A 16,977-nucleotide genomic window follows, 5' to 3' on the forward strand; every position below is an offset into this window, starting at 1 on the left:
ATATTGAAAAGGCAGGATAATGCTGCAAATTGACATGTGGAAACGCATCGCGATCTGGGGCATTGTCGCCCTTGGTCTTCTGCTGGCACTGCCCAACACCTTTTACAGCCGGGTCGAAACCCATAACGACGCTGTCAAGGCGCTCGAGACTGGTGCGCAGTCGGCGCAACTGACCGAAGCCGCAGGGCAATGGCCGGGCTGGCTGCCCTCGGGGCTGGTCAATCTGGGCTTGGATTTGCGTGGCGGGGCGCATTTGCTGGCCGAAGTGCAGGTCGAGGATGTCTATCAGTCCCGGATCGAAAGCATGTGGCCCGAGGTGCGCGACTTGTTGCGTGAGGAACGTGATCGCGTCGGCCCGATCCGTCTGCAACCCACTGAAAACGCAGAGCTTCGTGTGCGTCTGGTCGAAAAGCCGGAAGAAGCAGAATACGCTGCCAGCCTCGTGCGCGGTCTGGCGCGTCCGGTCACCAGCCTGACCGGCGCGGGGGCCAGCGATATCGAGGTGTCTGCCGAGGGCGATCAGATCGTCGTCCGGCTGAGCGAGGCCGAACAGCGCGCCACGGATGAGCGCACCGTGCGTCAGGCGTTGGAAATCATCCGTCGCCGTATCGACGAGGTCGGCACGCGTGAACCCACCATTCAGCGGCAGGGCGCTGACCGTATCCTGATCCAGGTGCCCGGCGTGGGCAGTGCGGCGGAGTTGAAAGAGATCATCGGCACGACGGCGCAGTTGACGTTCCAGCCAGTGGTAGGCCGCTCCCAGAACGAGAACGAGTCGCCCGGCGCGGGCAACGAGGTGCTTCCGGCGCTTGATCAGGAAGGGCTGTTTTACATCCTTGAACGCGCTCCTGTGGTCACGGGCGATGAATTGGTGGATGCGCAGCCCGATTTCGATCAGAATGGCCGCCCGGCCGTTTCTTTCCGGTTCGACCCGCATGGCGCGCGCAAGTTCGGGGATTATACGGCGGAGAATATCGGCAGCCCCTTTGCCATCGTTCTGGATGGAGAAGTGATCAGCGCGCCCGTGATCCAAAGCCATATCCCCGGCGGCTCCGGTATCATCACCGGCAATTTCACGGTCGAGGAAAGCACCCAACTGGCTGTTTTGCTGCGGGCAGGGGCGCTGCCGGCAGGGCTCGATTTCCTCGAAGAACGGACCATCGGGCCTGAACTGGGGGCGGACAGCATCGAAGCGGGCAAGATCGCCTGTATCGTGGCCTTCGTTCTGGTCCTTGTCTTTATGGTGGCCAGCTATGGCACGTTCGGCGTTTTCGCCAATATCGCGTTGATCGTGAATGTCGGGCTGATCTTCGGGTTGCTCAGCATGATCGGCGCGACGCTGACTTTGCCGGGGATCGCCGGGATCGTGCTGACCATCGGGATGGCGGTGGATGCCAACGTGCTGGTGTTCGAACGTATCCGTGAAGAAATGAAGACGGCCAAGGGCCCGGCGCGGGCGATCGAACTGGGCTATGAAAAGGCATTGAGCGCGATCACCGATGCCAATATCACCACCTTCATCACGGCGGTGATTCTGTATGCCATGGGGTCGGGGCCGGTGCGCGGCTTCGCCATTACCCTGGGGTTGGGGATCATCACCTCGGTTTTCACCGCAATCTTCCTGACGCGCCTGATCGTTGTCATGTGGTTCGAGCGCAAGCGCCCGAAAACGGTGCTTGAAGGGCGTGCATTGCGCCTTGTCCCCAAGGAAACCAAGTGGGATTTCTTCCGCCGCTGGAAGATGTCGCTTGGACTTTCCGCGGTTCTGATCGTCGTCGCCGCCGGGTCGTTCCTGGCGCAAGGGTTGAACTATGGTATTGATTTCCGGGGTGGTACGACCATTCGGACCGAAGCCGTCCAACCTGTCGATATCGGGGCGTATCGCGATGCGATCCAGCCTCTGCAACTGGGTGACATCACGATCACCGAGGTGTTCGATCCGACCTTTGCCGAGGATCAGAATGTGGCGATGATCCGCATTCAGGCGCAGGACGATCAGGAAAGCGTGTCCGCCGATGTTATCGCGCAGGTCGAAACCGCGTTGCAAGCCGTCGCGCCGGACCTGAAATTCACGTCGGTCGAAAGCGTCGGCCCCAAGGTGTCTGGCGAGTTGATCCAGACCGCGATGATCGCGGTCGGGCTCGCCATCGCGGCGGTGCTGATCTATATCTGGCTGCGCTTCGAATGGCAGTTCGCGTTGGGCGCCGTGGCGGCATTGGTGCATGATGTCGTGCTGACCATCGGTATTTTCTCCGAGCTGCAAATTCAGTTTGACCTGGCCATTATCGCCGCGCTGCTGACCATCGTGGGCTATTCTCTGAACGATACGGTGGTCGTTTTCGACCGGGTTCGCGAAAACCTGCGGAAATACAAGAAAAAGCCCCTCAAAGAAATTCTGAACATGTCGATCAACGAAACGTTGTCGCGGACGATGATGACCTCGGTCACCACGTTGCTGGCGTTGCTGGCGTTGTTCGCGCTTGGCGGGGACGTGATCCGTGGCTTTGTCTTTGCGATGATCTGGGGCGTTATTGTCGGGACCTACTCGTCGGTCTTCGTGGCCAGCACGGTGCTGCTCTGGCTGGGGGTCAAGCGGGATTGGTCCAAGCCCGACGCGAACAAGGGCAACCAGTTCGCCAACGTGGATGCCTGATACGCTGTTTCAGGCCTGGGCCACTCCGGGCTTGATCTGGCTGGTGGTCGCCATCGGCATCGCGGGCATCGTGCGCGGGTTCACAGGCTTTGGAACAGCGTTGATTTTCGTTCCGGTGGCGGGAATTTTCCTGCCTCCGGCCATCGTGATCGGGGTGATCACCCTGACAGGGGTGGCCAGTACGGCGGCTTTGCTGCCGCGCGCATGGGGGCAGGCGCATCGGCGCGAGGTCGGGGTGCTGGCCCTGGCGGCGCTGATCACCGTTCCCGCAGGGCTGTGGCTGATGGACAGGCTGCCAACGGATACCGTGCGATGGATCGTGGCCGGGGTGGCGGCGACAACCTTGTTGGCCCTTGTTGCGGGCTGGCGGTTCTCGGGTCAGGTCTCGAAGCCGGGTCTTGGCGTGATTGGGGCGCTGGCCGGTGTGATCGGCGGATTGACGGGGCTGACCGGGCCGGTGGTGATCCTGTTCTACCTTGCAGGACAGTCCACAGCGCAATCGGTGCGGGCCAATACCATCCTGTTTCTTGCCATTCTGGACGTGGTGATCGTCGGCAACCTGCTGTGGCGCGGGACGGTGGCGCTGAATACCGTTTTACTGGCCATGACGCTTGCGGTGCCCTATTTCATCACCACCCTGATCGGCCAGTCGATGTTTGACCCGCGCCACGAGCGGTTGTACCGATGGGCCGCGTATGGGGTGATCGGAGTGGCCGTTTTGACAGGGCTGCCGATCTGGACGCCGGGGAATTGACATGCAGATGCACGAGGTGAATTTTGCCGAGGCCACGCCGATCGACGGTTACGGGCCGGGTTTTTTCCGGATCGGCGGCGAGGTGTTCGAGGGTGCCGTTCTGGTCACGGCCAGCCAGGCACGCGGATGGAGCGGATATGAGGATACCGCGCCGTTACTGGAGCTGGCAGAGCAGGCCGACGTGCTGTTCATCGGCACCGGGGCCGAGACCGCGCATATCCCGACGGCATTGCGCAACACGCTGGAAGAGGCAGGCCTGGGCGTCGAGGTGATGCATTCCCCCGCCGCCTGCCGGACCTTCAACGTGCTGCTTTCCGAAGGGCGGCGCGTGGCGGCGGCCCTTCTGCCCGTATGAAATTCCAATCCGGTTTGATCGAGGTCACTTACAGCGCCGGCGGCTTTGGGGTAGGGACAGTTTCATGGGATTGAATGTGTCAGACCTGACGATTGCGCGCGGCGGGATCAAGGTGCTCGAAGGGATTTCCTTTGCGCTTGAACCCGGCTGCGCCATTGTGCTGCGCGGGCCGAACGGTATCGGTAAAACAACTCTTCTGCGCACGGTGGCCGGGTTGCAGCCGCCGGTCTCGGGCCGGATCGAGGCCGCACCGGAAAGCCTAGTCTATGCCGGGCATTCCGATGGGATCAAGGCAACGCTGAGCGTGGCGGAAAACCTCGAGTTCTGGGCGCAAGTCTTTGGTAACAGGGATATTTCCGCCGCTATCGAAGCCTTTCAACTGGACCGGCTGACCACCCGGCCCGCAGGCGGCCTTTCGGCGGGGCAAAAGCGCCGGCTCGGATTGGCGCGGCTGTTGGTAACGGGCCGTCCTGTCTGGGTGCTTGACGAACCCACAGTATCGCTGGACGCCGAGGCAGTGGCCATGTTTGCCGAAGCCGTGCGGAGGCACTTGCGTGGCGGTGGTTCGGCCCTGATCGCCACCCATATCGACCTTGGCCTGCCCGAGGCCGAGGTGCTGGAGGTCGGTCCGTACCGTGCCAAACCGGCTGAGGCCGATGATTTCGATGAGGCGTTTCTGTGATCGCTCTGTTGATCCGTGACTTGCGCCTGGCGATCCGGGCGGGCGGGGGGTTTGGTCTCGGGCTGGCGTTTTTCCTGATCGTCGTCACCTTGGTGCCGTTTGGCGTGGGGCCACAAAGCGACCTGTTGGCGCGGATCGCGGCGGGCATCCTTTGGTTGGGGGCCTTGCTGTCCTGCCTGTTGTCGCTGGATCGCATCCTTGCGCTGGACTGGGAGGACGGCAGCCTCGACCTGCTGGCCACCGCCCCCCTGCCGATGGAGGCCATCGTCAGCATCAAGGCATTGGCCCACTGGTTGACCACCGGCCTGCCGCTGGTGCTGGCCGCGCCGGTTTTCGGCCTGCTGCTGAGCCTGCCCGAGGCGGGGTACAAACCGCTTATTATCTCGCTGCTTCTGGGAACGCCCGCGCTGAGCGTGATTGGCACCTTCGGGGCGGCGTTGACGGTGGGGCTGAAGCGCGGGGGGCTTTTGCTGAGCCTGCTTGTGCTGCCGCTTTACGTGCCCATATTGATTTTTGGCGCCGAGATGGCTCGGCGTGGGGTCGATGGGCTGGATTATACGACGCCGCTTTTGATGCTGGCGGGCATCACCTGCGGCACCATCGCGCTTTTGCCTTTTGCCTCGGCTGCGGTATTGAAGGTCAACCTGCGCTAAGCATATGGGATACGGAATGAACCTGAACGCACTCTGGGCCTATGCCAACCCCAAGAAATTCATCCAGACGACCGACAAGGTGTTGCCCTGGGTGTCGGTTTTGGCCGTTGTTTCATTGGTGGTCGGACTGATCTGGGGCTTTTTCTTCACACCCGAAGATTACCGGCAGGGATCGACGGTCAAGATCATCTATCTGCATGTGCCGAGTGCGTTGATGGCGATCAATGTGTGGCTGATGATGCTGGTGACCTCGCTGGTGTGGATCGTGCGGCGGCATCATGTCAGTGCCTTGGCGGCAAGGGCGGCGGCGCCTGTGGGGGCGGTGATGACTCTGATTGCGCTGGCCACGGGGGCGATCTGGGGGCAGCCGATGTGGGGAACATGGTGGGCGTGGGACCCGCGCCTGACATCGTTCCTGATCCTTTTTCTGTTTTATCTCGGGTACATGGCCCTGTGGGAGGCCATCGAGAATGACGATACCGCAGCAGACCTGACCAGCATTTTGTGCCTTGTCGGGTCGGTGTTTGCGCTGCTCAGCCGGTATGCGGTGAACTTCTGGAACCAGGGATTGCATCAGGGGGCGTCGCTGAGCCTTGATCAGGAAGAGAACGTGGCCGATGTTTTCTGGTATCCGCTGCTGGTTTGTATCGCCGGATTTGTGTTACTTTTCATAGCCTTGGTTCTGTTGCGGACGCGTACTGAAATTCGGGCGCGGCGGATGCGGGCGCTGTTGGCGCGGGAGCGGATGGGATGATGCCTGATCTGGGGAAATATGCCGAGGCGGTTTTGTCGTCCTATGCGGTGTCGATTGCCTTGCTGGCGGTGCTGGTCTGGATGAGTTTGCGGCGCGCGAAACGCGTGAAGAAACAACTGGAAGACGTTGAATCGAAAGTGAAACGCAATGGCTAAACTATCGCCTCTCATGGCTGCTCCGCTGGTGATCGTGGCCGGATTCACGGTGTTGGCCTTTGTCGGGTTGCAACGCGAGAATCCGAACGAGCTGCCCTCGACATTGGAGGGTCGGGCGGCGCCGGCGGTGGAGGTGACGCCGTTGGGGGATAAAAAACCGTTCAAGGACAGTGACTTGCGCGGCGAAGGTGTGAAGCTGGTGAACTTCTGGGCCAGTTGGTGCGCGCCGTGCCGGGTGGAGCATCCCAATCTTGAAAAACTGACACAGCAGGGCATCACGATCTATGGGGTGAATTACAAGGACAAGCCCGGTAACGCCTTGAAATTCCTCAACGATCTTGGCGATCCCTATGCCGCCATCGGAGCGGACGAGGCCGGGCGCATGGCGTTGAACTGGGGGGTCTACGGGGTGCCCGAGACCTATGTGATCGACGGGAACGGGCAAATCCTGCTGCGCTTTGCCGGTCCGATCACCGAGCGGGCGATGCAGAACCAGATCCTGCCCGCCATCGAAAAGGCGCGCTGAGTTTCGTACGTTTTGTACGATGTGTACGCGGGTTTTGTACGAAATCCGGCAGGATTCCGAAGGTTTGCGTCCATCATGGACGCATCGCCCACAGTCAGAAGCTGCACTCGACCTCGGCATTGGGGGTGAGGCTGGGGCAGGGCCGGTTGCTTTCGCTGTCGCCCTGAGCGCCGATCACCGCCATCAGGGTGAGAATCCCTGCCTGAATCAGAATTACGACCGCCTGCATTGGTTACCTCATCGTTTGCCCGATTATTCGTTTTGAAACCCATTTGGGGGATTGATGGGCGGATGAAAGGGGGAGACCTGCGGAACTGGCATCACAGGCGCGCGATGGGCAGAATGCCGCCTTTTCCCCGCGGGCGAGAGCGGATCACGGGGCGGGTGCGTTTGCTCGACAGGGTTTGCGGGGCTGGCTAGGGTGCGGGGACGAGGCAAGGCGATTGGTGAGGTGCACAGATGGAGCAGGGGCCGAATGTGAAGGGCCACGGCCTGAGAGGGATTGCACGGCTGCGCGCGGCGTATCGCAATTCCGTGGCGGGCTTTGGCGATATCTGGCGGGCGGAAGAGGCGTTTCGCATCGAGGTGGTCGTGCTTGTGCTGTCGCTGCCGGTGGCGATCTGGCTGGGGGAGACGATGCTGACCCGTGCGGCGCTGGTGGTGTCGGTGCTGTTCGTTCTGATCGTGGAAATCCTGAACAGTGCCATCGAGACAGTGGTGGACCGGATCGGCGCCGAGAGGCATGAGTTGTCACGCATCGCCAAGGACCTGGGGTCGCTGGCGGTTTTGCTGGCCACGATTGCGGCGGGGCTGATCTGGCTGGCGGCGCTTTGGGACAGATTTGCGGGGTAGGGTGGTGAGGGCTGTTGCTGAGCCGCGCGGTCGCCGCCCCGGGGGGCGGGTCGGCGATCGCGCGGCGGCCTTCGGCCTTGATTCCGCGCGAAGGAACGCGTCTGACGATCACGCTCGGGTGGTTCGTCCCATGAAAAAAGGGCGGCCCGGAAGCCGCCCTTGTGGTCTGTGCCGATCCGCGATCAGGCGGATTTGGCGAGGTTGCGCAGCACGTAGTGTAGCACGCCGCCGTTTTCGACATATTCCTTTTCCACCGCCGTATCGATGCGCGACTTGAGAGTGATCTCTTTCGTCGTGCCATCGGCATAGGTGATGGTGCAGGGCACGTCGGCCTGCGGTTTCATGTCGCCTTCCAGCCCGGTGATGTCGAAGCTTTCCTCGCCGGTCAGGTTCAGGGTCGAGCGGGTGTCGCCGCCGGTGAACTCGAACGGGATGACGCCCATGCCGACGAGGTTCGAGCGGTGAATACGCTCGAAGCTTTCGGCGATCACGGCCTTGACGCCCAGAAGGCTGGTGCCCTTGGCGGCCCAGTCACGGCTGGAGCCCGCGCCGTACTGTTCGCCGCCGATGACGACCAGCGGGGTGCCCTGTTCCTGATAGGCCATGGCGGCATCGAAGATCGAGGTCTGCTTGCCGTCGGGGCCCTTGGTGTAGCCGCCTTCGACGCCATCCAGCATCTCGTTCTTGATGCGGATATTGGCGAAGGTGCCGCGCATCATCACCTCGTGGTTGCCGCGGCGCGATCCGTAGGAGTTGAATTCGCGTACCGGCACCTGCCGTTCGGTCAGGTACTGACCGGCGGGCGTTTCGGGCTTGAAGCTGCCGGCGGGGCTGATGTGGTCGGTGGTGACCATGTCGCCCAGAAGGGCCAGCATGCGCGCGCCCCTGATATCGGAAATGGTTCCGGCCTCTTTCGCCATGCCCTGGAAATAGGGCGGGTTCTGGACATAGGTCGATTGCGGGGGCCAGTCATAGGTCTTGCCCTCGGAGGTTTCGACCGCCTGCCATTTGTCGTCGCCCTTGAAGACATCGGCATATTTCGACTGGAACGCCTCGCGCGTGACGGTCTGTTCGACCAGGTCGGCGATTTCCTGCTGGGTCGGCCAGATGTCTTTCATGTAGACGTCGTTTCCGTCCTTGTCGGTGCCGATGGGGTCCGTGGTGAGGTCGATATTCATGTCGCCCGCGATGGCGTAGACCACCACCAGCGGCGGCGAGGCCAGGTAGTTGGCGCGCACGTCGGGGCTGATCCGGCCCTCGAAGTTGCGGTTGCCCGAGAGCACCGAGGTGGCGATCAGGTCGTTGTCGTTGACGGCCTTGGAGATTTCCTCCTGAAGGGGGCCGGAGTTGCCGATACAGGTGGTGCAGCCATAGCCGACGAGGTTGAAGCCGATGGCGTCGAGATCGTCTTGCAGGCCCGCGGCTTCGAGGTAATGCGACACGACCTGACTGCCGGGTGCGAGCGAGGTCTTGACCCAGGGTTTGCGGTCGAGGCCCAGTTCGCGCGCCTTGCGGGCGACGAGGCCCGCGCCGATCATCACGTAGGGGTTCGACGTGTTGGTGCAGGAGGTGATCGAGGCGATCACGACCGAGCCGTCGCGCAGTTCGTATTCTTCGCCCTCGACCTTGGCGGTCTTGCGGATATCGTTTTCGGCGGTGTTCAGATCGCCCTCGGAGGCCATGTTGCGTGCCTCGTCGGACACGTCGGTGCCGCGATACTCGCCCACGACCCGGTAGAAGGCCGACGCCGCCCGGTCGAGCGCGACGTAGTCCTGCGGGCGTTTCGGGCCCGAGATGGCCGGAACGATGGTGCCCATGTCGAGGCTGAGCGTGTCGGTGTAGACCGGCGCATAATCTGCGTCGCGCCAGAAGCCGTTTTCCCTGGCGTAGGCTTCGACCAGGGCGATGCGGTCGGCGTCGCGCCCGGTGTTGCGCAGGTAGCGCAGGGTTTCGTCGTCGATCGGGAAGAAACCGCAGGTGGCGCCGTATTCGGGGGCCATGTTGGCGATGGTCGCGCGGTCGGCCAGCGGCAGGTTGTCGAGGCCCGCGCCGTAGAATTCGACGAACTTGCCGACAACGCCCTTGGCGCGCAGCATTTCCACGACTTTCAGCACGAGGTCGGTGCCGGTGGTGCCTTCGACCATGGCGCCGGTCAGTTCGAAGCCGACGACTTCGGGGATGAGCATCGAGATCGGCTGACCGAGCATGGCGGCCTCGGCCTCGATCCCGCCGACGCCCCAGCCCAGAACGGCGGCGCCGTTGACCATGGTGGTGTGGCTGTCGGTGCCGACCAGCGTGTCGGGGTAGGCCACTTCGACGCCGTCCTGATCCACGTCGGACCACACGGTTTGCGCCAGGTATTCGAGGTTCACCTGGTGGCAGATGCCGGTGCCCGGCGGCACCACGCGGAAGTTGTTGAACGCGCCCTGGCCCCATTTCAGGAACTGGTAGCGTTCCATGTTGCGCTCGTATTCGCGGTCCACGTTCATCTGGAAGGCGCGGGGGTTGCCGAATTCGTCGATCATGACCGAGTGGTCGATGACCAGATCGACCGGGTTCAGCGGGTTGATCTGTTCGGCGTTGCCGCCGAGCGCCACGATCCCGTCACGCATCGCCGCGAGGTCCACCACGGCGGGAACGCCGGTGAAGTCCTGCATCAGCACGCGGGCGGGGCGATAGGCGATCTCGCGCGGGTTCTTGCCGCCCTTGTCGGCCCATTCGGAGAATGCCTTGATGTCGTCGGTCGAGACGGTCTTGCCGTCTTCGAAACGCAGCATGTTTTCCAGCACCACGCGCAGCGCGGCGGGCAGTTTCGAGAAATCGCCCAGACCGGCCTTTTCGGCGGCTTCGATCGAATAATAGGCGAAGGTTTTGCCGTTGACGCTGAGTTCCTTGCGCGTCTTGGCTGTGTCGTGTCCAACGGAGATGGGCATGTGGCCTTCCTTTCACTCTCAAGGCAGGAATTCGCTGGCTTGCTTCTGACCCATTTGAAACTAGCGATCAAGGGGGGTGATGCATTTTTTGTATACTATTGCACACCGAAACTCGATGAAAGAGCTTTCACTCCGCTCTCGCGAAACCTTGATTGGTCATTGCAGGTGTGAATGGATACATGGAATACCGAACAGGAAATGCGCAACAGGCCCGATCCCATGACATCACAGCTTTTCAGAATCGCTTTGTTCCTTGTCCTCGGAGTTCCGGGCGCGGCGGTCGTGCTGGGCGCCACGCCGGCGCGGGCCGAGGAGCGGCGGGTGGTGGTCGAGCTGTTCACCTCGCAGGGGTGTTCCTCTTGCCCGCCGGCGGATGCGTTGCTGCTCGAACTGGCCAAGCGCGAGGATGTGGTCGCGCTGGCGCTGCATGTGGATTACTGGGATTACATCGGCTGGAAGGACAGTTTCGCCACGCCCGCCCATACCGCCCGGCAAAAGGCCTATGCGGCGTCGCGGGGGGAAAAGATGATCTATACTCCGCAAATGGTGGTGCAGGGGCAGGAGGCCCTTGTCGGCACCAAGGAAATGAAACTGGCCGACCTGATCGCGCGGCACAGGGTCGAGCCGCAAACAGTGGATTTGTCGGTCGAACGCGCGAACGGGGTTCTGACGATCTCGGCGCAGGGGGCATTGCCATATCCCGTGGATGTCTGCCTTGTGCGGTACATGCCGCAGGAAACGGTCGAGGTGCGCAAGGGCGAGAATGCGGGCCGCACGCTGACCTATGCCAATATCGTGACCGACTGGTCCGTGCTGGGTGAATGGGACGGGCGCGCGCCGTTGTCGATGCAACTGCCGCTGGAGGACGATCAGCCTGCCGTGGTGGTCTTGCAGCAAAAAGGCCTCGGCCCGATCCGCGCCGTGGCGGACCTGCGCTGAGGGCCCCGGCAGGCGGGTTACAGCGGAAATTTGCGACATTGCCGGTGCGCTGCCCCTTTTCTCGGGCGGCAGAGAAGTTATATTGCCGCCCTGCGAGCGGACTGTCAGCAAAGCACGGGAACTCATGGCAAAGCACAGCGTATGGATGATGTCCGGCGAGGATGACGGCGACGCGGATGGCGGGGCCGATACCTCGGTCGTGGTCAAGACCCGCTCCAAGACGAAGCGCCCGCCGCTTTACAAAGTCTTGCTGCTGAATGACGACTATACCCCGATGGAGTTCGTGGTTGCGGTGCTGGAGCGGTTTTTCGGCATGAATCACGCGCAGGCGTTCGAGATCATGCTGACCGTCCACAAGAAGGGGCTGGCCGTGGTGGGCGTGTTCAGTCACGAGATCGCCGAGACCAAGGTGGCGCAGGTGATGGATTTTGCGCGCCAGCATCAGCACCCGCTGCAATGCACCATGGAAAAAGAGTAGGGCGCGGATGAGCACCCCGTCACGCCTGTCGCTGGCCGTCGAGGCCGGTTTGCTGGAATTGCCCGAGGCCGGGCGCATTGCCGTGTTCGCCCCGCGCGAGGGGCTGGATATATCGGCGCTGCCCGTCGAGCGGTGCCACCTGATAGCGGGGTCGAAACCCGAGCACGATCATTTCGCCGGTCTGGGCCTGAATTGCGCGGTCGAGCCCGAAGGGCGCTATGGTGCCGCGCTGATCTGTCTGCCCCGCGCCAAGGCGCTGGCGCATGCGCTGATCGCGCAGGCGGCGGAGGTGACCGACGGGGTGCTGATCGTGGACGGGGCCAAGACGGACGGGGTGGAATCGATTCTGAAGGAGTGCCGCAAGCGTGCCGAGATGTCCGCGCCGGTGAACAAGGCGCATGGCAAGCTGTTCTGGTTTCATGCCGGGCCGGAGGTTTTCGCGGACTGGACGATGAGCGGGCCGCAGCGGATCGACGGCGGGTTCGTGACCGTGCCGGGGGTGTTTTCGGCCGATGGAATCGACCCGGCCTCGCGCCTGCTGGCCGATCATCTGCCGCGCAAGCTGGGCCGTCATGTGGTGGATCTGGGGGGCGGCTGGGGCTATCTGAGCGCCCGCGCGCTGGAAGGGCGCGACGAGATCGAGCGGATCGACCTGATCGAGGCCGATCATGCCGCGCTGGCCTGTGCGCGCGAGAACGTGGCGGATGCCCGCGCCGTGCTGCATTGGGAGGACGCCACGCGCTGGCAGCCCGATGCGCCGGTGGATGCGGTGATCACGAACCCGCCGTTTCATACCGGGCGCGCGGCGGACCCCGATCTGGGCCGCGCGTTCATCCGGGCGGCGGCGCGGATGCTGAAGCCGCGCGGCGAGTTGTGGCTGGTGGCCAATCGCCATCTGCCTTACGAGACCGAAATGCGCGCGCATTTCAGCCATGTGGACGAGGTGGCCGGGGACAGCCGTTTCAAGGTTCTGCACGGTCGCGGCGTGTCTCGCAAAGCGCGGTGAACTGCCCTAGGGTGGCGCGCAGACTCAACAGGAAAGGCTGCTGATCATGTCATTTTCCATTTCCGGCAAGACGGCCATCGTGACCGGCGGGGCCAACGGGATCGGGCTGGCCATTGGCCGGCATTTTGCCGACAAGGGCGCCAATGTGGTGTTTGCCGACATGGACGAAGAACGGCTGGCCAAGGAGTTGGGCGGGAACGAGGATACGCCCAATATCCGCTATTTCGCGGGCGATCTGCGTGAGCGGCTGACCCAGGCCAACCTGTTGTCGGCCACCATCGACGCCTTCGAGCAGGTGGATATCCTGATCAACGCGTCGCGTCAGGTGGTGCCGTCGGATGCGCTCAATCCCGATGACGATGCGGTGGAGCAGTTGTTGCAGCAGAACCTGATGACGGCCCTGCGCATGAGCCAGATGGTCGCCAAGCGGATGATCAAGCAGGCCGAAGGGCAGGACGAGGGCAGCGCGGGCACGATCGTGAACCTGTCCTCGATCGCGGCGCGGCGCACGCATCCCGAGTTGATGGCCTATTCGGTGTCCACCGCCGCGCTGGACCAGATGACGCGTAGCATGGCGGTGGCGCTGGCGCCGCATCGCATCCGGGTGAACGCGGTGGCGTTCGGATCGGTGATGAGCGCCTCGCTCAAGGATACCTTGCGCGAAAAGCGCGATTACCGCGCCGATATTGAGGGACACACGCCGCTTGGGCGGATCGCCTCGCCCACGGAACTGGCCGAGGCGGTGCAATACCTGGCCTGTGACGGCTCGGCCTTCATGACCGGGCAGATCATGACGGTGGATGGCGGGCGCTGCCTGCTCGATCCGGTGGCGGCCCCGGCGCATTGAGGAAGGACAGCGGTATGAGCGGTGATTTGCTGAATGAGAAAAAGCGCGCGGCGCAGTGGTTTCGCAGCCTGCGCGATCAGATCGTCGCGGCCTTCGAGGCGCTGGAGGACAGCCATGACACGGGGCCGCTGAGCGAGGCCGCGCCGGGGCGGTTCGAGGTGAGCGACACCACGCGCGCCAGCGAGGACGGGTCGGATGCGGGCGGCGGGCTGATGAGCGTGATGCGCGGCGGGCGCGTGTTCGAAAAGGTCGGGGTGAACGTGTCCGAAGTCTACGGCACGCTGGGCGAGGCCGCGCAAAAGGCGATGGCGGCGCGCGGTGTGCCGGGAATAGCCGAAAACCCGCGGTTCTGGGCCAGCGGCATCAGCCTTGTGGCGCATATGCAGAACCCGCATGTGCCCGCGGTTCACATGAACACGCGGATGTTCTGGACGCCGGGCGCGTGGTGGTTCGGGGGCGGATCGGATCTGAACCCGTGCATCGAATATGACGAGGACACGGCGCATTTCCACGCCACGCAAAAGGCGCATCTGGAGCCGCATGGCGCAGATCTGTATCCGCGCCTCAAGGACTGGGCGGACGAGTATTTCTATATTCCGCACCGGCACCGGGCGCGCGGCGTGGGCGGGATTTTCATGGATGACCGCAACTCCGGCGACTGGGAGGCGGATTTCGCCCTGACGCAGGATATTGGCCGCGCCTTTTTGCCCGCCTTTGTGCCGCTGGTGGAAAAGCGCCGGGGGCAGGCGTTCAGCGAGGCCGACAAGGACACGCAACTGATCCATCGCGGGCTCTATGCGGAATACAACCTTGTTTATGACCGGGGCACCAAGTTCGGGCTGGCCACGGGGCATGACGCCAACGCGGTGCTGATGAGCCTGCCGCCCTTGGCCAAGTGGGTCTGAGCCCGAGCGCGCGCTGAGCGGCCCGAGAGGCGAAGGTTATTCTTTGCGGTGAGCTTCGAGTTGTTTGGCGCCGCGATCGGCCAGCGGGCCGATGCCGTCTTTCCAGCGGCGGTGAATCCAGAACCATTGATCCATGTGCTTGCGCACCATCGCCTCCAGCCGGTCGTTGACCTCTTGCGTCATGGTGACGGGGTCGGTGGCGGGCACGGGCTCTTCGACGATGACGCGGTAATCGAGGCCGTTTTCCTGCCGGATGGCCCAGACCGGCACCAGCGGCGCGTCGAACTTGAGCGCCAGTTCGGCGGTGGCGAGCGGCGAGAGCGCCGGTTTGCCGAAGAATTGCAGCGGCACGCCGTCCAGCGCGTTGAGGTCGGTCAGGATGGCCAGCACCCCACCCGAGCGCAGGTGCTTGACCATCTGCATCATGCCGCGCCGGCCCTGTTCGAACATCGGCTGGCTGATCGCGCCCATCGCCTGAATGTAGCGGCGGTTGAAGAAGTCGTTGGCCATCGGGCGATAGAACACGCCCATGTCGAAGCCCTGTTCGATCATCGCCACCCGCGCGGCGTTGAAATTGCCGAAATGGCCGGTGACGAAGATCACCGGGCGGCCCTCGGCGCGGGCGGTGCGGATCGCGTCGAGGCCGGGGCCTTCGACCGGGGCCTTGCGCCCGCGTTCGACGAAACCTTCGGGTGAATACAGTTCGATCATGTTGCGCCCGGCATTGTCGGGCACGGCGCGGGTCAGGCGGCGCACCTCGGCTTCGGGCAGGTCGGGCAGCACATGGGCGAGATTGTCGCGCACCCGTTTGTCATAGCCCGCAATCGGCGCGATGATGCGAGACGTCACCCAGCCCATGACCGGCAGCCGCCAGCGATAGGGCAACAGCCGCGCCAGGGCGATGGGCGCATACATGGCCAGCCCGAGGGCGGTATCGCGTGCACGGTCGGGAAAGCTGGGGGTGGTCGGGTCTGTCATCGCGTCGGGGCCTGTGATCCTTGTGGCGCAGACATACGCCGCGCGCCGCGCGATCACAAGGCCGGGGTGCAGGCGTTAGGGGGTGCGGGGCAGGCCGGTGCCGATCATCGAATCGCGGGTGACGAGCGCGGCAAGCGCGTCCTGGTCCATCTGCTCGGTGCCCGCGGGGCGCGCGGGCAGCACGATATAGCGCATGTCGGCGGTGCTGTCATGGACGCGGATGGTGGTGGCCGGGGGCAGATCGACGCCGAATTCGCGCAGGACGGCGCGGGGTTCGCGCACGGCGCGCGAGCGGTATTCGCGGGTCTTGTACCAGTCCGGCGGCAGGCCCAGCAGGTTGCGCGGGTAGCAGGAACACAGCGTGCAGACGATCATGTTATGGGTCTCAGGCGTGTTTTCGACCGCGATCAGGTGCAGCGGGCCGATATCGAATCCCATCTCGCGGCAGGCGTCCGAGGCGTTTTCCAGAAGGCGCGTCTTGAAGGCGGGATCGCTCCAGGCGCGGGCCACCACGGCGGCCCCGTTGGCGGGGCTGCGGGCATCCATCGTGTCGATCTGTGCGGCGACTTCGGCTGCGCTGAGGTGGCCCTTTTCGATCATCAGTTCGCGCACGGCGATTTCCATGCGCTGCCAATAGGTGAGCGGGGTGTCATTGTCGGCCCGGTAGGGATGGCCCGAGGGGCTGAGCCCGGTATGGTCGTGATGATCGTGCGGCATCCGTTCAGACCCTTTCCAGCCAATGGCCGTAAATCTCGGCGTCCAGCGTGTCGGTGGGGCATTCGGCCGCCTCGCCCCAGATTTCCGCCATGCTGAAGCGCACGCGGTAGAGCGGCTGTTTGTCGGCGGGCAGGCCATAGGCCAGTTGTTCGGGGTTGGCGAAGGGGCCGAGCGGGCGCTCGATGGTGCCGGTCTTGCCGCGCAGATAGGCGGGGGTGCGCACATGGCCAGGGGGCATCATCGTCTTGACGCGGACACGCTCAGCCATTTTCGCGCTCCTGCGCCTCGGCATAGGTGGGGCCGCGGGCGACGATCTCTTCCATGCGGGTGCCGAGCTCGGCAAGGGAATAGGCGCCGGATTCGACAAGGTTCTGGTTGATGGCGGCGATCCAGCGTTCGTAATAGCTCATCTTTTCGAAGGCGTCTTCGCCCATGTCTTCGAGCGCGCGGCGCAGCCCGTCGACGGTGAAGAAGCCCTTGACGCCGCAGAGCACCATCAGGGCATCGACGCGCTTTTCCCAAAGCGCGAAGTCATGATCGTCTGCACAGACCGGGCCCGCATCCTGCCCGCCCATGTCATGCCAGCGGCGTCCGTCGGTATCACTCATGACGGGCAGGGTAGGCGGGGGAGAGGGGGCTGTCCAGTGGGTTGGTTGCCGGGTGGCGGAGGCCGCCGGGCGGGATTTGCAATGCGAAACATCGGCCAAGGGAGAAACAGCAGGTTCGCGCCCGCCCTGGGGGGCGGGGTCGGGCGCGAACCGGATCGCAGGCGATCCGGGGGGGGATTCGC

General features: G+C 63.5%; 20 protein-coding genes. 14 read left to right on the forward strand and 6 right to left on the reverse strand.

Annotated features, from left to right (window positions below; all coding sequences use genetic code 11):
- The first annotated feature begins 19 nt into the window (after positions 1 to 19).
- The 8 genes from secD (at position 20) to KPG71_RS14555 (ending at position 6,532) form a co-directional block, all read left to right on the forward strand.
- Positions 20 to 2,653, forward strand: a complete 2,634-nt coding sequence (gene secD, locus KPG71_RS14520; RefSeq protein ID WP_216338718.1) for a protein translocase subunit SecD — start codon at positions 20 to 22, stop codon at positions 2,651 to 2,653.
- Positions 2,646 to 3,407, forward strand: coding sequence for a sulfite exporter TauE/SafE family protein (locus KPG71_RS14525; RefSeq protein WP_216338719.1), 762 nt, complete (start codon positions 2,646 to 2,648; stop codon positions 3,405 to 3,407). Before secD ends, KPG71_RS14525 begins: the two co-directional genes overlap by 8 nt.
- A 1-nt stretch (position 3,408) precedes the next feature.
- Positions 3,409 to 3,762, forward strand: a complete 354-nt coding sequence (locus KPG71_RS14530; RefSeq protein ID WP_216338720.1) for an Mth938-like domain-containing protein — start codon at positions 3,409 to 3,411, stop codon at positions 3,760 to 3,762.
- A 64-nt stretch (positions 3,763 to 3,826) separates the two neighbouring features.
- A complete protein-coding gene (gene ccmA / locus KPG71_RS14535; RefSeq protein ID WP_216338721.1) occupies positions 3,827 to 4,444 on the forward strand; it encodes a heme ABC exporter ATP-binding protein CcmA in 618 nt (205 codons plus the stop codon).
- Positions 4,441 to 5,097, forward strand: a complete 657-nt coding sequence (gene ccmB, locus KPG71_RS14540; RefSeq protein ID WP_216338722.1) for a heme exporter protein CcmB — start codon at positions 4,441 to 4,443, stop codon at positions 5,095 to 5,097. Before ccmA ends, ccmB begins: the two co-directional genes overlap by 4 nt.
- Before the next feature lie 16 nt (positions 5,098 to 5,113).
- Positions 5,114 to 5,851 carry a heme ABC transporter permease gene (locus KPG71_RS14545; protein ID WP_216338723.1) on the forward strand — a complete coding sequence of 246 codons (738 nt, stop codon included), beginning with the start codon at positions 5,114 to 5,116 and terminating at the stop codon, positions 5,849 to 5,851.
- Complete coding sequence (gene ccmD / locus KPG71_RS14550) at positions 5,848 to 6,006, forward strand: heme exporter protein CcmD (RefSeq protein WP_216338724.1); 159 nt, start codon at positions 5,848 to 5,850, stop codon at positions 6,004 to 6,006. The genes KPG71_RS14545 and ccmD overlap by 4 nt, the downstream gene beginning before the upstream one ends.
- On the forward strand, positions 5,999 to 6,532 hold the full coding sequence (locus tag KPG71_RS14555) for a DsbE family thiol:disulfide interchange protein (protein WP_216338725.1): 534 nt from the start codon (positions 5,999 to 6,001) through the stop codon (positions 6,530 to 6,532). The genes ccmD and KPG71_RS14555 overlap by 8 nt, the downstream gene beginning before the upstream one ends.
- Positions 6,533 to 6,626: 94 nt before the next feature.
- Here KPG71_RS14555 and KPG71_RS19780 read toward each other — a convergent pair whose 3' ends face one another.
- A complete protein-coding gene (locus KPG71_RS19780; protein ID WP_301182903.1) occupies positions 6,627 to 6,761 on the reverse strand; it encodes a hypothetical protein in 135 nt (44 codons plus the stop codon).
- A gap of 230 nt (positions 6,762 to 6,991) precedes the next feature.
- On the opposite strand from KPG71_RS19780, the gene KPG71_RS14560 reads away from it, so the two are divergent.
- Positions 6,992 to 7,384: a diacylglycerol kinase gene (locus tag KPG71_RS14560; protein ID WP_216338726.1), complete on the forward strand. Its 393-nt coding sequence runs from the start codon at positions 6,992 to 6,994 to the stop codon at positions 7,382 to 7,384.
- Between the two features lie 182 nt (positions 7,385 to 7,566).
- Here KPG71_RS14560 and acnA read toward each other — a convergent pair whose 3' ends face one another.
- On the reverse strand, positions 7,567 to 10,317 hold the full coding sequence (gene acnA / locus KPG71_RS14565; RefSeq protein ID WP_216338727.1) for an aconitate hydratase AcnA: 2,751 nt from the start codon (positions 10,315 to 10,317) through the stop codon (positions 7,567 to 7,569).
- 171 nt (positions 10,318 to 10,488) lie between these two features.
- Here acnA and KPG71_RS14570 point away from each other — a divergent pair, with 171 nt between their 5' ends.
- From KPG71_RS14570 to hemF, 5 genes are all read left to right on the forward strand, one after another.
- The gene (locus KPG71_RS14570) at positions 10,489 to 11,256 is read left to right on the forward strand and encodes a thioredoxin family protein (RefSeq protein ID WP_253196285.1); all 768 of its coding nucleotides are present in this window, start codon (positions 10,489 to 10,491) and stop codon (positions 11,254 to 11,256) included.
- Positions 11,257 to 11,404: 148 nt separating this feature from the next.
- Positions 11,405 to 11,734, forward strand: a complete 330-nt coding sequence (gene clpS, locus KPG71_RS14575; RefSeq protein ID WP_216338826.1) for an ATP-dependent Clp protease adapter ClpS — start codon at positions 11,405 to 11,407, stop codon at positions 11,732 to 11,734.
- Between the two features lie 7 nt (positions 11,735 to 11,741).
- Positions 11,742 to 12,740 carry a class I SAM-dependent methyltransferase gene (locus KPG71_RS14580; protein ID WP_216338728.1) on the forward strand — a complete coding sequence of 333 codons (999 nt, stop codon included), beginning with the start codon at positions 11,742 to 11,744 and terminating at the stop codon, positions 12,738 to 12,740.
- Positions 12,741 to 12,786: 46 nt separating this feature from the next.
- A complete protein-coding gene (locus tag KPG71_RS14585) occupies positions 12,787 to 13,587 on the forward strand; it encodes an SDR family NAD(P)-dependent oxidoreductase (RefSeq protein WP_216338729.1) in 801 nt (266 codons plus the stop codon).
- A gap of 14 nt (positions 13,588 to 13,601) precedes the next feature.
- Positions 13,602 to 14,492 (forward strand): oxygen-dependent coproporphyrinogen oxidase, encoded by an 891-nt coding sequence (gene hemF / locus KPG71_RS14590; RefSeq protein WP_216338730.1) that lies wholly within the window; start codon positions 13,602 to 13,604, stop codon positions 14,490 to 14,492.
- A gap of 36 nt (positions 14,493 to 14,528) precedes the next feature.
- Here hemF and KPG71_RS14595 read toward each other — a convergent pair whose 3' ends face one another.
- The 4 genes from KPG71_RS14595 to KPG71_RS19855 all read right to left on the reverse strand — a co-directional run bounded on the left by KPG71_RS14595 (position 14,529) and on the right by KPG71_RS19855 (position 16,795).
- On the reverse strand, positions 14,529 to 15,470 hold the full coding sequence (locus KPG71_RS14595) for a lysophospholipid acyltransferase family protein (RefSeq protein ID WP_216338731.1): 942 nt from the start codon (positions 15,468 to 15,470) through the stop codon (positions 14,529 to 14,531).
- Positions 15,471 to 15,545: 75 nt separating this feature from the next.
- Positions 15,546 to 16,187: a nitrile hydratase subunit alpha gene (gene nthA, locus KPG71_RS14600; RefSeq protein ID WP_216338732.1), complete on the reverse strand. Its 642-nt coding sequence runs from the start codon at positions 16,185 to 16,187 to the stop codon at positions 15,546 to 15,548.
- 4 nt (positions 16,188 to 16,191) lie between these two features.
- Positions 16,192 to 16,455 carry an SH3-like domain-containing protein gene (locus KPG71_RS19850; protein WP_367397357.1) on the reverse strand — a complete coding sequence of 88 codons (264 nt, stop codon included), beginning with the start codon at positions 16,453 to 16,455 and terminating at the stop codon, positions 16,192 to 16,194.
- Positions 16,448 to 16,795, reverse strand: coding sequence for a ScnB-like protein (locus KPG71_RS19855; RefSeq protein ID WP_367397358.1), 348 nt, complete (start codon positions 16,793 to 16,795; stop codon positions 16,448 to 16,450). Before KPG71_RS19855 ends, KPG71_RS19850 begins: the two co-directional genes overlap by 8 nt.
- Between the last annotated feature and the right edge of the window lie 182 nt (positions 16,796 to 16,977).

This window comes from Roseovarius sp. PS-C2 (assembly GCF_018862045.1).
In the GTDB taxonomy this organism is placed as follows: Bacteria; Pseudomonadota; Alphaproteobacteria; order Rhodobacterales; family Rhodobacteraceae; genus Roseovarius.

Bases quoted from the DNA above. Each gene is read 5' to 3' on its own strand.
- KPG71_RS14545 (WP_216338723.1), top strand. From the start codon at position 5,114: ATGAACCTGAACGCACTCTGGGCCTATGCCAACCCCAAGAAATTCATC.
- KPG71_RS19850 (WP_367397357.1), bottom strand. From the start codon at position 16,455: ATGGCTGAGCGTGTCCGCGTCAAGACGATGATGCCCCCTGGCCATGTG.
- secD (WP_216338718.1), top strand. From the start codon at position 20: ATGCTGCAAATTGACATGTGGAAACGCATCGCGATCTGGGGCATTGTC.
- KPG71_RS14525 (WP_216338719.1), top strand. From the start codon at position 2,646: ATGCCTGATACGCTGTTTCAGGCCTGGGCCACTCCGGGCTTGATCTGG.
- KPG71_RS14570 (WP_253196285.1), top strand. From the start codon at position 10,489: ATGGATACATGGAATACCGAACAGGAAATGCGCAACAGGCCCGATCCC.
- ccmD (WP_216338724.1), top strand. From the start codon at position 5,848: ATGATGCCTGATCTGGGGAAATATGCCGAGGCGGTTTTGTCGTCCTAT.
- acnA (WP_216338727.1), bottom strand. From the start codon at position 10,317: ATGCCCATCTCCGTTGGACACGACACAGCCAAGACGCGCAAGGAACTC.
- KPG71_RS19780 (WP_301182903.1), bottom strand. From the start codon at position 6,761: ATGCAGGCGGTCGTAATTCTGATTCAGGCAGGGATTCTCACCCTGATG.
- KPG71_RS19855 (WP_367397358.1), bottom strand. From the start codon at position 16,795: ATGAGTGATACCGACGGACGCCGCTGGCATGACATGGGCGGGCAGGAT.
- nthA (WP_216338732.1), bottom strand. From the start codon at position 16,187: ATGCCGCACGATCATCACGACCATACCGGGCTCAGCCCCTCGGGCCAT.
- KPG71_RS14555 (WP_216338725.1), top strand. From the start codon at position 5,999: ATGGCTAAACTATCGCCTCTCATGGCTGCTCCGCTGGTGATCGTGGCC.
- ccmA (WP_216338721.1), top strand. From the start codon at position 3,827: ATGGGATTGAATGTGTCAGACCTGACGATTGCGCGCGGCGGGATCAAG.
- hemF (WP_216338730.1), top strand. From the start codon at position 13,602: ATGAGCGGTGATTTGCTGAATGAGAAAAAGCGCGCGGCGCAGTGGTTT.
- KPG71_RS14595 (WP_216338731.1), bottom strand. From the start codon at position 15,470: ATGACAGACCCGACCACCCCCAGCTTTCCCGACCGTGCACGCGATACC.
- KPG71_RS14580 (WP_216338728.1), top strand. From the start codon at position 11,742: ATGAGCACCCCGTCACGCCTGTCGCTGGCCGTCGAGGCCGGTTTGCTG.
- KPG71_RS14560 (WP_216338726.1), top strand. From the start codon at position 6,992: ATGGAGCAGGGGCCGAATGTGAAGGGCCACGGCCTGAGAGGGATTGCA.
- KPG71_RS14585 (WP_216338729.1), top strand. From the start codon at position 12,787: ATGTCATTTTCCATTTCCGGCAAGACGGCCATCGTGACCGGCGGGGCC.
- KPG71_RS14530 (WP_216338720.1), top strand. From the start codon at position 3,409: ATGCAGATGCACGAGGTGAATTTTGCCGAGGCCACGCCGATCGACGGT.
- clpS (WP_216338826.1), top strand. From the start codon at position 11,405: ATGTCCGGCGAGGATGACGGCGACGCGGATGGCGGGGCCGATACCTCG.